Here is a 12912-nt window from a genome sequence, read left to right on the forward strand (position 1 = left end):
GGGCGGTGGCGCAAAATCAGGGCAGCAGGCGGCGGCGCTGGGGCAGGCTGGCGCCCGGCTCATAGGCTCCGGGCCGACGACGGGTCAGGGCCAGGGCAAACCCCATGGTCAGGCCCATGGCCAGCATCGACGAACCGCCGTAGCTGATGAAGGGCAGGGTCATGCCCTTGGTCGGGATCAGGTTCAGATTCACCGCCACATTGATGCAGGCCTGCAGCCCGATCAGGATGAACAGGCCGGCCGCCGCCGTCTGCTCGAACGGGTCGTTCAGCTTCATCGCCCGGCTCATGCCGCGCAGGACGATGAAGGCGTAGAGGCCGATCATGGCCAGGGACAGGACGAGTCCGAACTCCTCGGCCCCGACGGAATAGATGAAGTCGGTGTGCAGGTCGGGGACGTGGCGTTTCATCACCCCCTCGCCGACCCCGCGCCCGACCAGACCGCCGGCGCGGATGGCCTCGGAGGCGCGATCGACCTGGTGGGTGTCCTCGACTCCCGGGGTGATGAATTTGGCCAGTCGCACCCGCACATGCTCGAACAGGAAATAGATCGAGAACACGCCCGCCATCACCATGCCGCCCAGCACCGCCATCCATTTCAGCGGCACCCCGGCCATGAAGAAGACGGCCATGAAGGTGGTGGTGATCAGCAGGGTCTGACCGATGTCGGGCTGGATCAGCAGCAGGAAGACCGTGGCGGCGTAGAAGCCGAAGGCGATGGAGACGCCGGGCACCCCCTGCCCCTTCTGGGTCTCGGCGAACATCCAGGCGGCGAAGACGATCAGGGCCGGCTTGGCGAATTCGGACGGCTGCAGGCTGAACGGGCCTAGGTTGATCCAGCGCGCCGCCCCCTTCACCGTGTCACCGATGAAGGGCAGCAGGGCCATGACCAGCAGCGCCCCGCACAGGGCCAGGACGGCGATGCGCCGCACGCCGCGCGGCGACAGCAGGGAGGTGGTCAGCATGGCGGCCAGACCGACCGAGGCAAAGACGATCATCCGCCACGAATAGTGAAACGGGTCGGTGATCGACTCATCGGCGAGGATGGCGGCGGGACTGGAGGCGAAGCTGAGGGCCACGCCCAGGCCCATCAGGCCCAGGGCCGCGCCGAGCAGGCCGCGATCGACGGTCCAGAACCATTTGGCGATCGGGCCCTGGTCGTTGCGCGAGAAGGCGGGGGTGTAGCCGTGGGTCATGACGCCGCCGCCGGGGTCGCGCCGAGGGCCAGGACGGCGGCGCGGAACGCCTCGCCGCGCGCCTCGAAGTCGGGATACTGGTCGAAGCTGGCGGCGGCGGGTGAAAGCAGGACGACCTCGTCGCGGCCGGTGGCGGTGGCGGCGGCGGTGGCGGCCCGGACGGCGCTGGCCATGTCGCCGCTGATGCGGTGGGGCGTGTCGCCCAGCCGCGCCGCGAACGGCCCCGCCGCCTCGCCGATCAGGAAGGCCTCGACCACGCGCGGGAACAGGTCCTCAAGATCGTCGATGCCGCCACCCTTGGCCCGGCCGCCGGCGATCCAGAAACTGCGCTCGTAGGACGACAGCGCCTGCCGCGCCGCATCGGCGTTGGTGGCCTTGGAATCATTGATGAAACGCACCCGGCCGAGCGTGCCGACGTGTTCCATCCGGTGAGCCAGGCCCGGGAAGGTCATCAGACCCTCGGCGGCGACCGCGCGCGGCACCCCCAATGCCCGGGCCGCACCCCAGGCGAAGGCGGCGTTCTGGGCGTTGTGACGACCCGGCAGCGAACGGGCACCGGTCAGGCGGGTGACGGGTTCACCGTCGATGGCCAGAACACCGCCATCGACGCGAATCTCGGCCGGGCCGGCGGTCGAGACGGTGCGCACGTGACGTCCGGAGGCCGACAGACCCTGTGCGATTCCGGCGCTCTGCCTGTCGTCCAGACTGACCAGCGCGACCGCGTCCGGACCCTGGGCCTGGAAGATCCGCGCCTTGGCCGCGACATAGCCGTCCATGCCGCCATGGCGATCCAGATGGTCGGGGCTGATGTTGGTCAGGATGGCCACATCCGGCGCGAAACCGGTGGTCAGGTCCAGCTGGTAGCTGGACACCTCGATCACATAGACGGCCTCCGGGGTCGGGGTCGGCAGGGCCAGCACGCCGATGCCGATATTGCCGCCGACGTGGACGGTCAGGCCCGCCTGTTTCAGCACCCAGCCGATCAGGGCCGTGGTGGTCGACTTGCCGTTGGTGCCGGTGATGGCCACCACCTTCGGTCGCTCGGCCGGCGGCAGGGCGGCCAGGGCGCGGGCGAACAGTTCGATGTCGCCGATCACCGGGACGCCGGCCCCGGCCGCCTTGGTCACCGTCCAGTGCGGCAGCGGATGGGTCAGGGGGGCGCCGGGCGACAGCACCAGGGCGGCGAAGCCCGACCAGTCGGCCACGGTCAGGTCCTCGACGGCAAAGCCCTCGGCCTCGGCCTGCATGCGGCTGGAGACACTGTCGTCCCACAGCACCGGTAGCGCCCCGCCGGCCTTGAGGGCGCGCGCCGCCGTGATCCCCGACCGTCCCAGGCCGAAGACCGCGATGCGCCGCCCTTCGAAACCGGGAACGGGAATCATGGCGCTATCGCAGCTTCAGCGTGGCGAGACCGGCCAGGGCCAGCATGGCCGAGACGATCCAGAACCGGATCACCACCGTCGATTCCGGCCAGCCCAGCTTTTCGAAATGGTGGTGGATCGGGGCCATCAGGAAGATGCGCTTCTTCGTCGCCTTGAAATAGGCGACCTGGATCATGACCGAGGCGGCCTCGATCACGAACAGACCACCGACGATGCCCAGCACCAGCTCGTGCTTGGTCGCCACGGCGATCGCGCCCAGCGCCCCACCCAGGGCCAGGGAGCCGGTGTCGCCCATGAAGATCTTGGCCGGCGGGGCATTGTACCAGAGGAAGCCGGTGCCGCCGCCGATGATGGCCGCGCAGAACACCGCCAGCTCGCCCGCCCCGGGCACGTGGTGGATCTGCAGATATTCCGAGAAGATGAAATTGCCGACCAGATAGGTGATCATGCCAAAGGCCGCCGAGGCCATCATCACCGGCACAATGGCCAGGCCGTCGAGCCCGTCGGTCAGGTTCACGGCATTGGAGAAGCCGACGATCGTGAAGGCCGCGAACACCACATAGAACCAGCCGATGTTCAGCAACACGGCCTTGAAGAAGGGGAAGGCGATCGAGGTTTCCAGATTGGGCGTGGTCGGCGAGGCCGTCATCCACAGCACGGTCAGGATTCCGGCGACCACGGCGATCACGGTCTGGGCCAGCAGCTTCTGTTTCGAGGTCAGACCCGCCGAGGTCTGTTTGGTGACCTTGGCATAGTCGTCGACGAAGCCGAGCACACCGAAGGCCGCCGTCACCAGGGAGACGATCCAGATATAGGGGTTGGTCAGGTCGCCCCACAGGAAGACGGCCACGGCGATCCCGGCCAGGATCATCAGTCCGCCCATCGTCGGCGTGCCGACCTTGGACAGGTGGCTGACGGGCCCGTCGGCGCGGATCGGCTGGCCCTTGCCCTGTTTGGCCCGCATCCAGGCGATGAAGCGACTGCCCATGGCCACCGCCACGATCATGGCCGTCGCCATGGCCAGGGCGACCCGCACCGTCTGGTACTGGACCAGATTCAGCAGCGGATAATCCTGAGCGACATCAGCGTAGTAGAGGTAGAGCAGATAGAACATCAGACGCTCCCTATTGCGTCGTTGAACCGGGCGTCGTGGCGGCGTTCGAGATCGGCCAGGGCGGCGGCAACCAGAGAGGCCTTCGATCCATTGGAGCCCTTGACCATGACGACGTCGCGGGGGTTCACCAGATCATCAGCGTGTTCGGCGAGTTCGGCGGACGTCGCGAACCAAAGGCCGCGGCGCTCGGGCACAACGGCGTCGTAGAGGTGACGCATCTGCGGTCCGGCGGCGTGGACCACGTCGATGGCGGCGGCCTCGATCACCTCGGCCAGACCCTCGTGCAGGGCGCGCGACTGGTCCCCGAGTTCCAGCATGTCCGACAGGACGATGACCCGACGCCCGCCCGGGGCGACAGGGCGCGCCCCCAGGCTGAGGAAACCGGCGCGCATCGACAGCGGATTGGCGTTGTAGCTCTCGTCGATCAGGGTGAACGCCCCGCCTGCGAGATTGACGCTGCGGATCTGGCCGCGCCCGACCAGGGGCTCGAAGTCCGACAGGGCGGCCAGGGCCGTCTCGACCGGCACGTCCAGCGCCTCCAGCATCAGGATCACGGCCAGGCTGTTCAGACCCCAGTGGAAGCCGGACTGGCGCAGGTTGAAATGGTGGGTGCGGCCGCGGACCTCGGCCGAAACGCTGGCGCCGTCCGGTCCGGGGCGGAAGTCGATCAGGCGCGCGTCATGGCCGGGCTCGGAGCCGAAGGTGGCGATGCGGGCCCCGGCGTGCAGGGCCGCCTGGTGCAGCATCGGCTGCCACGGATTGTCACCGTTGATCACGGCCACGCCGCCCGGGCCGAGGCCTTCGAAGATGGCCGCCTTCTCGCGAGCGACGCCGGTCTCGCCGTCGCTGAAGCCCTCGATATGGACCGGGCCGACCGTGGTCACGCAGGCGGCATGCGGCTGGACCATGCGGCTCAGCGGTCCGATCTCGCCGGGCGCGTTCATGCCGATCTCGAACACCGCCCGTTCGGCCGAGGCCGGCATCCGGGCCAGGGTCAGGGGCACGCCGATATGGTTGTTGTAGCTCTTGATCGAGGCGTGGGCCGGACCGGCGAGGTCGAGGCCGGCCTTGATCGCCTGGGTCACGCTGGTCTTGCCGACCGAGCCGGTGACGGCCCCGCGGCGCACCTCGGGGGCCCGGTCCCGCGCGGCCGCGCCCAGCGCCTCGAGCGCCTTCAGGGTATCGGGCACGACGATACAGGGGCCGCCGTCGACCGGGTGTTCAACCAGGGCCCCGGCCGCGCCGGCGGCAAAGGCCGAGGCCGCGAACGCATGCCCGTCACGCGCGCCCCTCAGGGCGATGAACAGGTCGCCGGGCACGATCTCCCGGCTGTTGTAGGTGATGCCGTTGGCCTGGAAGGCCGCACCCTCGATCCGCCCCCCTGTGGCCAGGGCGATGTCGGGGGCGGTCCAGAGGGGTGGAGCGGAGTCAGGCATGAACGCGGAGGGCCTCGGTCGCGACGGTGGCGTCATCGAACGGATGAGTCACCCCGCCGACGATCTGACCCTGTTCATGCCCTTTTCCGGCGATCACCACCACATCCCCGTCGCGCAACATGGCCACGGCCTCGGCGATGGCCTTCGCGCGGTCGCCGATCTCCAGCGCGTCGGGGCAGCCGGCGCGGACGGCCTTGCGGATGACGGCGGGATCCTCGGAGCGGGGATTGTCGTCGGTGACGATGGCGACATCGGCCAGCCGTCCGGCGATCTCGCCCATCAGCGGACGCTTGGCCCGGTCGCGATCGCCGCCGGCCCCGAACACCACGATCAGCCGGCCGCTGGTGTGCGGGCGCAGGGCGGCCAGAACCGTCTCCAGCCCGTCGGGCGTGTGGGCATAGTCGACATAGACCTCGCCCCGCGCGGCACCGGGGATGCGCTGCATCCGGCCCGCCGCGCCCTGCAGCGTGGACAGGGCGGCGAGCACCCGGTCGGCCGACTCCCCGGCGGCAATGCACAGTCCGGCCGCCACCAGGGCATTCGAGGCCTGGAAGGCCCCGACGAGCGGCAGCAGCACATCGTGCAGTTCACCGCGCACCTCTATGGTCAGCCGCTGGCCCTCGGCCGTCGGACGGCGCGCGATCAGGGTCAGGTCGCGCCCGCGCTGGCCGACCCCCAGCACACCCAGTCCCGACATGATGCTGGCCGAGGCGAAGCCGGAATAGACGTCGGAGTCGGCGTTCAGAACCGCGGTACGGCCACGCGGCAACAGGGTCTCGAACAGCCGCATCTTGGCGGCGCGATAGCTGTCCATCGTGCCGTGATAGTCGAGGTGATCCTGGGACAGGTTGGTGAAGGCCGCCGCCTTCAGCGTGACCCCGTCGAGACGGCGCTGGTCGATGCCGTGGGACGAGGCCTCCAGCGCCAGATGGGTGACGCCCTGACCGGCCAGCCGGGCCAGCAGCCGGGCGGCGTCGGCGGCGTCGGGACTGGTCAGGCCCGGCGGGGTCAGGGTCTCGCACACCGAACCGGACTGGGCCACGACGCCCAGGGTGCCCATGCTGGCGGCCTTGATGTCCAGGGCGGCCCAGATCTGGCGGCAGAAGGTGGCGACCGAGGTCTTGCCGTTGGTGCCGGTCACGGCGACGCAGACGGCCGGCTGGGCTCCGTAGAAGCTGCGGGCGGCGATGGCATAGGCGCGCCGCACATCGCCGGAGGTCACCAGCACCGGGGCCGAGCCGTCGGGGGTGTCCTGCGGGGCCAGCACCGCCGCCGCGCCGCGCGACAGGGCCTGGGGAATGAAGGCCCGCCCGTCGGCGGCGGTGCCCGGCAGGGCCACGAACAGCGAACCGGGGGCGACCTGGCGGCTGTCGGCCGTCAGTCCGGTGATCAGGGGGTCGGAACTGACATCGCGACGCAGCAGATCGGACAGGCGGACACCGCTCATCGGACCAGCCCGTCCGCTGCGGGGGCGGCGGCGATGCGTTCGCCGCGGGCCGTGCGCCAGGCGTCGGCGCGACGCTCGACGCCGAGGAAGGGTGCGATGCGGTCGGCGATCCGGCCCACGGCGGGGGCGGCGACATAGCCGCCGGTACGCGGATAGGCCGAGGGCTCATCCATCAGGATCAGGATCGAATAGCGGCGCGCGTCGACCGGGCCGTCGGCGGGGAAGACCGCTGCGAAGGTGCCGACCGCATGGGTCGGATCGTAGCGCCCCCCGACCAGCTTGTTGGCCGAGCCGGTCTTGCCGCCGACACGCAGGCCGGGGGCCTCGGCAAAGCCGCCCGAGCCCCGCACCACGTTCAGGCGCAGCAGGTCGAGCAGGGTGCGCGAGGTCTCGGGCGAGACCACCTGACGGCCGCGGACCGGCGTGCCGTCACCCTTGCGCAGGGTCAGCGGGATGAACCGCCCGCCATTGGTCAGGGCCCCCATGGCCGCCGCCATCTGGGCCGGGGTGATCATGATGCCGTAGCCGAACGACAGGGAGGCCAGGGTGGAGTCGTCCCAGCGCCGTGGACGCCGCGGCCGGGCCGATTCCTTCAGCTCGATCGGGGCCGCGTCCATCAGGCCGAAGCGGGTGAAATAGTCGCGCATGACCGGGCCGCCCATCTCGATGGCCAGGCGCGAGGTGCCGATGTTCGAGGAGTGGAGATAGACCTCTTCCAGCGTCATCACCCGGTTCTGGGCGTGGAAGTCGGTGATCCGGCGATTGCCGACCATGAAGGCTTCCGAGGCGTCGAACCGGGTGTTCATGTCGGCCTGTCCGGTGTCCAGGCCGGCGGCCACGGTGAAGGTCTTGAACACCGAGCCCATCTCGTAGTGGGCCGAGGTCACGCGATTGAGACGGTCACCGGTCGGCCAGCTGGCCAGGCCGAGCACCTCGCCGGTCTGGACGTCGGTGATGATGCCGACCGCGCCCTTGGCCCCGTTGGTCTCGGCGGCGGCGGCCAGTTCGTTCTCCAGCACGCCCTGGACGCGCAGGTCGATCGACAGGGCGAACGGCACGCCGCTGGCACCGGCCTGGCGAATTTCATCATTGAAGGCCAGCTCGGCTCCCGAGATGCCGACCCCGCCGGTGTCGGCGTCGCCGATGACGTGCGTCACCGACGCACCCAGCGGATAGACGCGCCGGTCCTCGGGTTCAAAGGACAGCCCCCCCAGGGCCAGGGCGTGCAACCGCCGGCGTTCGGCCGGGGTCAGGCCGGGCATGACGATCAGACGACGATCCCCGTCCAGCACCTTGCGCAACCGGGCCGCCGGCACCTCGGGCAGGGCGCGCCGGATCTGCCGCTCGGCCGCATCGCGGTCCCAGACCTCGGCCGGGTCGATGTAGAAGGCGTAGTGGACGATGTTGGTGGCCAGCAGGGCACCGTTGCGATCGACCAGGTCGCCCCGCACCAGGGCATTCGGATTGCCGGCGTAACCGCCACCGCTGCGCGGGGCCATCAGGGCCGAATGGATCGCCCCCACGGCCAGGGCCGCGAACACCAGGGCAAACAGACCCAGGATCACGAAGATCCGGACCCGGGCGTCCTCCTCGGGCCGGGCGTGGGCGCGCGCCCGGCCGAAGGCGTGTTCAACGCACCAGATACCCTCGGCGAACCAGCGCCAGGTGGGCGACACCCGCCGTCCCGACGACAGGCCGGGCGCGGGACGGTCGTAGGCGGAATGATGGTCGTGGACGCTCATCGACCGTCCTCCGGTCCCGCCGGAGCGACCGGTCCCCCGGCGTCGGCGGCGGCCTGGACGGCAGCGGCGGTCGTCGGGGCGATGATGACGGGGCGCGGCTCGGGCACCGGCGCGATCGCGGCCAGGCTTCCTTCGCTGGCGCGGCGATGGACGTCGACCGGGGCGAGGCCGGCACTGCGCGACAGGGCCTCCAGCCGGCCGGGCTGCTCCAGCCGCGCGACCTCGGCCCGCAACAGGCGTACCCGCTCGCCGTTGTCGGCGATCTGACGCTCCAGCTCGCTGATCCGTACGCCCTCGCGGGCCGCGCCGGCCTTGGCCACATAGACCGAGAAGATCATCACCGCCACCAGCAGCAGGCCGATGATCTCGACCCAGCGAATGCCGCGGACCTTCCAGTCGAACAGGCGCTGCAGGCCGGTGCGGGGTGCGCTCCACATCGTCATGCGGCGATCCCTCCCCACGGGGCGGCCCCGGTGCGGACCGCGGCGCGCAGCTTGGCCGAACGGGCGCGGGGATTGGCGTCGAGCTCCTGCGGGTCGGCCTCGTGCGCGCCCTTGAACTGCAGGGTGAAGCTGGGCTTGCGGGTCTCGATCCTCACCGGGGCGTGACGCGAGCCGCCGGGGGCGTTGCCGGTGCGCTCGGTCAGGAAGGCCTTGACGATCCGGTCCTCGAGCGAATGGAAGGTCACCACCACCAGGCGGCCACCCGGCGACAGACAGGCCTCGGCGGCCTCGAGCCCGGCGCGCAGTTCACCCAGCTCGTCATTGACGGCGATGCGCAGGGCCTGGAACACGCGGGTGGCCGGATGGATCGGCGCGCCGCGGCGTCCGCCCAGGGCCTTTTCAACCACGGCGGCGAGATCGAGGGTGCGCTCGAACGGCTGCTCGACGCGACGGCGCAGGATGGCGGTGGCGACCCGGCCTGACTGGCGTTCGTCGCCGTACAGTTTGAAGATGTGGGCCATCGGCCCGTGATCCCAGGTATTGACGATATCGGCGGCGGTCTCACCTGTGTCGGACATCCGCATGTCCAGCGGCCCGTCACGCATGAAGGAGAAGCCGCGCTCGGCCTGGTCCAGCTGCATCGACGAGACGCCGATGTCGAAGACCACCCCGTCCAGCCGGTCGCGACCACTGTCGGCGAAGGCCTCGGCCAGACCCGAAAACGGCGTCCGCACCATGGTGAATTTGCCCGGATAGTCGTTGGCGACCGCCTCGGCATAGGGCTGGACCGTCGGGTCGCGATCCAGGGCGATGACCTCGGCCCCGGTCGCCAGGATGGCGCGGGTATAGCCGCCGGCGCCGAAGGTGGCGTCGATGATCACATCGCCCGGCCCCGGCGACAGGGCCGCGATGACCTGGTCGATCAGGACGGGGGCATGGGGGGCGCTCATCCGGTGCCGCCCGGCTTGATCGCCTGCCGCCGCATCTCGCCGAACTGGGCCAGGCCGGCGCGGGCGGCGCGGCGCTGCTCGGCGCGGTGGGCTTCCCATTTGTCGCGGGACCAGATCTGGAACCGGTCGCCGACGCCATAGAGGATGACGGCTTCAGACAGCTCGGCCTCGGCGCACAGGGATTCCGGCAGGGTGATGCGCCCGCCCGAGTCATAGGCCAGGGCCTTCTGCTCGCCGTAGATCGCGGCCTCGAGGGCCGAGCGATAGGGGTCGCCGAACGGCAGACTCTCGATCACGCCGCGGTATTCGGCGAACAGCCGGTCGCCACCGGCCTCGAGGCAGTCGGCTTCGATGGAGGGAAAGCAGAAGACGCCGTGTTCCGCGCCGTTTTCGGCCGTGCGGAATTCCTGGGGGATCAAGAGACGGCGCTTGCCGTCCAGCTGCTTCTCGAAGGTCGAGAGAAACACGCCCTGCCCTATCGGACCCTTAGGTCCGCCCCTGAAATCCGTGGCGTGCCCTATGCGACGCCGCTCAGCCCCAAATCATGCCATTGGGATAGCATGGGATCAAATGGGCCTCAATGGGATTAGTTGACGCTTTTTAACCAAGTTCACGGCCGCTGGACAACATCGCACCCGGATTTGCGGAACATACATAGAACAGCCGAAGTATAGGGATGTATCCCCTCTAGACATGTAAGCCTGTTTCTGGCATATTGTGTCCATGGACAAGATCAAGACCCCGAAAGGCCCGACCCTCCGCCAGTTTCAGGCGCGGTTTCCGACTGAGGATAGCTGCCTCGAACACCTCAAGCTGGTTCGCTACGGGGCCAAACACACCTGCGCGAAATGCGAGCGCGAGGCCAAATACTACCGCGTCAAAGTCCGTCGCTCGTATGAGTGCGAGCATTGCGGCTATCAGGTCTATCCGACTGCCGGGACGCCCTTCCACGGTACGCGCACGAGCCTGCGCGACTGGTTCTATGTGATGTTCCTGTTCACCTCGACGCGGAACGGCGTTGCGGCCAAGCGGGTCCAGCGCGAGATCGGCGTGACCTACAAGACGGCCTGGCGCATGTGCAACCTGATCCGCCAATACATGGGCTATGTGGACGGCGACGGTATGCTCGGCAGCCCGTCCACTATCGTTGAGACCGACAAGACCTTCATCGGCGGCTACGACAAGCGCGGCAAGAACGACAAGAAGGTGGTCCTCGGCATGGTCGAGCGCGGCGGCAACGTCGTTGCTACCCACATCCCGTCACGTTCGGGCAAGTACGTCATCCCGGCCATCACCAAGACCGTTCGCCGGGGCACGCCGGTCAACTCCGACGCCGCCCGCGCGTTCGAGTCGCTGGAAATCTACGGCTACACCCACCACCCCTATAACTCGCTCAAGGGCGAGCGGGGCGGCACGGCGGTCATTGAGGGCTTCTGGGGGATGCTCAAGCGCGGCATCAACGGGACGTATATCAGTGTCTCGCAGAAGCACCTGCAATCGTATCTGAACGAGTTCGAGTTCCGCTATAACCTGCGCCACGAGCCGCACACGATGTTCGACCGGCTGCTGCTGTCGTTCCCGCGCGGGGTGTGAGGCGAGACTTTCTCGCCACATCTAGGCTGATGGCGGCGTCGTATAACTCGCCCTAACGTTGACACCATATGGTTTCACTTTCAGGGTGAAAGTGCGCCGCGCGAACATTGAGATCGGTTCGCAGGCGAGGGAGATCGATATGCAAAAGACCCTGCGCTGCTTTGCGCGCGGCTACGATGACCGCTTTGAGGCCATCTGCATTGACCTAGACATTTCGGTCGAGGCCCGCACGCTTGATGAGGCACGCCGCTGTCTAGAGGCCGCCATTCGGTCTTATGTCGAGGCCGCCGTTAAAGAGGCACCCGACGTGGCTGTAGCGTTGCTCTCGCGACGATCCCCCATGCATGTACGTGCACAGTGGATCTTGTCGTTTGCATTTCACATGCTGTTCGCGAGCCCGTCTCGGAACGAGAAGTCTATGCACGCAGGTTACGATCTTCCTTGCCCCGCCTAAGCTGCTCTTACGCTAGGTTCATAGAAATTCTGCTGGATCACGGCTTTACTCTGCACCGTCAGGGCAATGGCAGCCATCAAATGTATCGCGGCGTGTGCGGCGGAAGGGTCCGGCTTGTAACTGTTGCTGGGCATAGGGCCAACGACGACGCGCCTATCGGCACCCTGAAGGCGATGATACGCCAAAGCGGCCTTAACCAGCGGCTATTCCGAAACTAGCCTTCGTCCGGTTCGCGCACGTCGCCCTCGTCCGCTGGCGGTTCCTTTGCGGACACCTCTAGTGGCGGTTTGGTGAGCATCGCTTCTAGAAGGGCGTCGAATCTTTCATTCTCGGCCATGAATTTCTTCCCATGAAATGGACGCGCCTGGATGATGTCTTGGTGGGCCAATCGTGTCGGACTGGACACTGTAATGCCCCTCCCATCGCCTTCCATGAACGTCAAAACAAGAAACCCAAACATCGAGGCCGATGGGGTCTCTCAAAACTTCGGGAGGAACCAGCGTTGGGATTGGGCCAACGACGACAGCTCCGGGTTGGACTGGGGCTATAGTGCGTTCGTAGATAAATCCTTCACTCGCAACCCTCCCTTCTGGGCCTTCGCTGCGGGAAAACGATACGCCACGTGCGTGGAATAAGTCGGCATCGCTTCGCGAGCCATTCTTACCAAACTCCACTTTCCAATCGGTCAATGCCGATGGTTGCCGTCCGATGTTGGCGACGGAAACCGTCGGCATTAGCAAAACTTTTCCCGGCATTTCTACGGAAGAACCCCCACCGACAACCCCTAAAATCGTCAGTCGGATGACAGGTCTAATATCAGAAAGTGCGGCAATCTGATCCTCCAGCGCGCTAACGCGCCCCTCCGAGATCACCGCCTTCTCGCGCCACTCCCCAGCAAATTCCTTGGCAAACCGGTACGGCGTACAGATCAAGTTCCATAACATCATGAGAAGAAAGACAGCTCCGACGCCCGAAAGCGCGGCCACAATGAATTGCGCCTCGGCCCTCATTGCTTCTTCGCCAGCGATAAGGCCGAGCGCAAACCACGCGATGACAGCCGCGCCGACCGCCATGAACAGCCCGGGCCAGCCGCCAAGCTGGCGGCGCGTGTCTTCAAAGGCTCTGGCGACGAGTTTTGACATCTCCCCGTCATATC

Annotated in this window: 13 protein-coding genes; 2 read left to right on the forward strand and 11 right to left on the reverse strand. The window is 67.7% G+C overall.

The genetic code is table 11. From position 1 onward, the window contains the following. Positions 1-16: 16 nt before the first annotated feature. The 9 genes from ftsW to AACZ75_RS02730 are packed head-to-tail and all read right to left on the reverse strand — an operon-like array spanning position 17 to position 10176. The gene (ftsW, locus tag AACZ75_RS02690; RefSeq protein WP_339871091.1) at positions 17-1195 is read right to left on the reverse strand and encodes a putative lipid II flippase FtsW; all 1179 of its coding nucleotides are present in this window, start codon (positions 1193-1195) and stop codon (positions 17-19) included. Next, positions 1192-2577 carry a UDP-N-acetylmuramoyl-L-alanine--D-glutamate ligase gene (gene murD / locus AACZ75_RS02695; protein WP_339871092.1) on the reverse strand — a complete coding sequence of 462 codons (1386 nt, stop codon included), beginning with the start codon at positions 2575-2577 and terminating at the stop codon, positions 1192-1194. Before murD ends, ftsW begins: the two co-directional genes overlap by 4 nt. Before the next feature lie 4 nt (positions 2578-2581). Further along, a complete protein-coding gene (mraY, locus tag AACZ75_RS02700; RefSeq protein WP_339871093.1) occupies positions 2582-3691 on the reverse strand; it encodes a phospho-N-acetylmuramoyl-pentapeptide-transferase in 1110 nt (369 codons plus the stop codon). Further along, positions 3691-5127, reverse strand: a complete 1437-nt coding sequence (murF, locus tag AACZ75_RS02705; RefSeq protein WP_339871094.1) for a UDP-N-acetylmuramoyl-tripeptide--D-alanyl-D-alanine ligase — start codon at positions 5125-5127, stop codon at positions 3691-3693. Before murF ends, mraY begins: the two co-directional genes overlap by 1 nt. Next, a complete protein-coding gene (locus tag AACZ75_RS02710) occupies positions 5120-6574 on the reverse strand; it encodes a UDP-N-acetylmuramoyl-L-alanyl-D-glutamate--2,6-diaminopimelate ligase (RefSeq protein ID WP_339871096.1) in 1455 nt (484 codons plus the stop codon). Before AACZ75_RS02710 ends, murF begins: the two co-directional genes overlap by 8 nt. Next, positions 6571-8316, reverse strand: coding sequence for a penicillin-binding protein 2 (locus AACZ75_RS02715; protein WP_339871097.1), 1746 nt, complete (start codon positions 8314-8316; stop codon positions 6571-6573). The genes AACZ75_RS02710 and AACZ75_RS02715 overlap by 4 nt, the downstream gene beginning before the upstream one ends. Continuing rightward, complete coding sequence (locus AACZ75_RS02720) at positions 8313-8759, reverse strand: cell division protein (protein ID WP_339871098.1); 447 nt, start codon at positions 8757-8759, stop codon at positions 8313-8315. Before AACZ75_RS02720 ends, AACZ75_RS02715 begins: the two co-directional genes overlap by 4 nt. After that, positions 8756-9709, reverse strand: a complete 954-nt coding sequence (rsmH, locus tag AACZ75_RS02725; RefSeq protein ID WP_339871099.1) for a 16S rRNA (cytosine(1402)-N(4))-methyltransferase RsmH — start codon at positions 9707-9709, stop codon at positions 8756-8758. Before rsmH ends, AACZ75_RS02720 begins: the two co-directional genes overlap by 4 nt. Then, positions 9706-10176 carry a division/cell wall cluster transcriptional repressor MraZ gene (locus tag AACZ75_RS02730; RefSeq protein WP_339871100.1) on the reverse strand — a complete coding sequence of 157 codons (471 nt, stop codon included), beginning with the start codon at positions 10174-10176 and terminating at the stop codon, positions 9706-9708. Before AACZ75_RS02730 ends, rsmH begins: the two co-directional genes overlap by 4 nt. A 256-nt stretch (positions 10177-10432) precedes the next feature. Between AACZ75_RS02730 and AACZ75_RS02735 the strand changes: the two genes are divergently transcribed. Beyond that, positions 10433-11302 (forward strand): IS1595 family transposase, encoded by an 870-nt coding sequence (locus AACZ75_RS02735; RefSeq protein ID WP_339871101.1) that lies wholly within the window; start codon positions 10433-10435, stop codon positions 11300-11302. A 139-nt stretch (positions 11303-11441) separates the two neighbouring features. Beyond that, positions 11442-11756, forward strand: a complete 315-nt coding sequence (locus tag AACZ75_RS02740) for a hypothetical protein (RefSeq protein ID WP_339871102.1) — start codon at positions 11442-11444, stop codon at positions 11754-11756. A gap of 214 nt (positions 11757-11970) precedes the next feature. On the opposite strand, the gene AACZ75_RS02745 is transcribed toward AACZ75_RS02740, so the two are convergent. Continuing rightward, positions 11971-12093 (reverse strand): hypothetical protein, encoded by a 123-nt coding sequence (locus AACZ75_RS02745; protein ID WP_339871103.1) that lies wholly within the window; start codon positions 12091-12093, stop codon positions 11971-11973. Beyond that, positions 12080-12898 carry a hypothetical protein gene (locus AACZ75_RS02750; protein ID WP_339871104.1) on the reverse strand — a complete coding sequence of 273 codons (819 nt, stop codon included), beginning with the start codon at positions 12896-12898 and terminating at the stop codon, positions 12080-12082. Before AACZ75_RS02750 ends, AACZ75_RS02745 begins: the two co-directional genes overlap by 14 nt. Positions 12899-12912 lie beyond the last annotated feature (14 nt).

This window comes from uncultured Brevundimonas sp. (genome assembly GCF_963975535.1).
Classification (GTDB): Bacteria; Pseudomonadota; Alphaproteobacteria; order Caulobacterales; family Caulobacteraceae; genus Brevundimonas.

Bases quoted from the DNA above. Each gene is read 5' to 3' on its own strand.
- ftsW (WP_339871091.1), bottom strand. From the start codon at position 1,195: ATGACCCACGGCTACACCCCCGCCTTCTCGCGCAACGACCAGGGCCCG.
- murD (WP_339871092.1), bottom strand. From the start codon at position 2,577: ATGATTCCCGTTCCCGGTTTCGAAGGGCGGCGCATCGCGGTCTTCGGC.
- mraY (WP_339871093.1), bottom strand. From the start codon at position 3,691: ATGTTCTATCTGCTCTACCTCTACTACGCTGATGTCGCTCAGGATTAT.
- murF (WP_339871094.1), bottom strand. From the start codon at position 5,127: ATGCCTGACTCCGCTCCACCCCTCTGGACCGCCCCCGACATCGCCCTG.
- AACZ75_RS02710 (WP_339871096.1), bottom strand. From the start codon at position 6,574: ATGAGCGGTGTCCGCCTGTCCGATCTGCTGCGTCGCGATGTCAGTTCC.
- AACZ75_RS02715 (WP_339871097.1), bottom strand. From the start codon at position 8,316: ATGAGCGTCCACGACCATCATTCCGCCTACGACCGTCCCGCGCCCGGC.
- AACZ75_RS02720 (WP_339871098.1), bottom strand. From the start codon at position 8,759: ATGACGATGTGGAGCGCACCCCGCACCGGCCTGCAGCGCCTGTTCGAC.
- rsmH (WP_339871099.1), bottom strand. From the start codon at position 9,709: ATGAGCGCCCCCCATGCCCCCGTCCTGATCGACCAGGTCATCGCGGCC.
- AACZ75_RS02735 (WP_339871101.1), top strand. From the start codon at position 10,433: ATGGACAAGATCAAGACCCCGAAAGGCCCGACCCTCCGCCAGTTTCAG.
- AACZ75_RS02740 (WP_339871102.1), top strand. From the start codon at position 11,442: ATGCAAAAGACCCTGCGCTGCTTTGCGCGCGGCTACGATGACCGCTTT.
- AACZ75_RS02745 (WP_339871103.1), bottom strand. From the start codon at position 12,093: ATGGCCGAGAATGAAAGATTCGACGCCCTTCTAGAAGCGATGCTCACC.
- AACZ75_RS02750 (WP_339871104.1), bottom strand. From the start codon at position 12,898: ATGTCAAAACTCGTCGCCAGAGCCTTTGAAGACACGCGCCGCCAGCTT.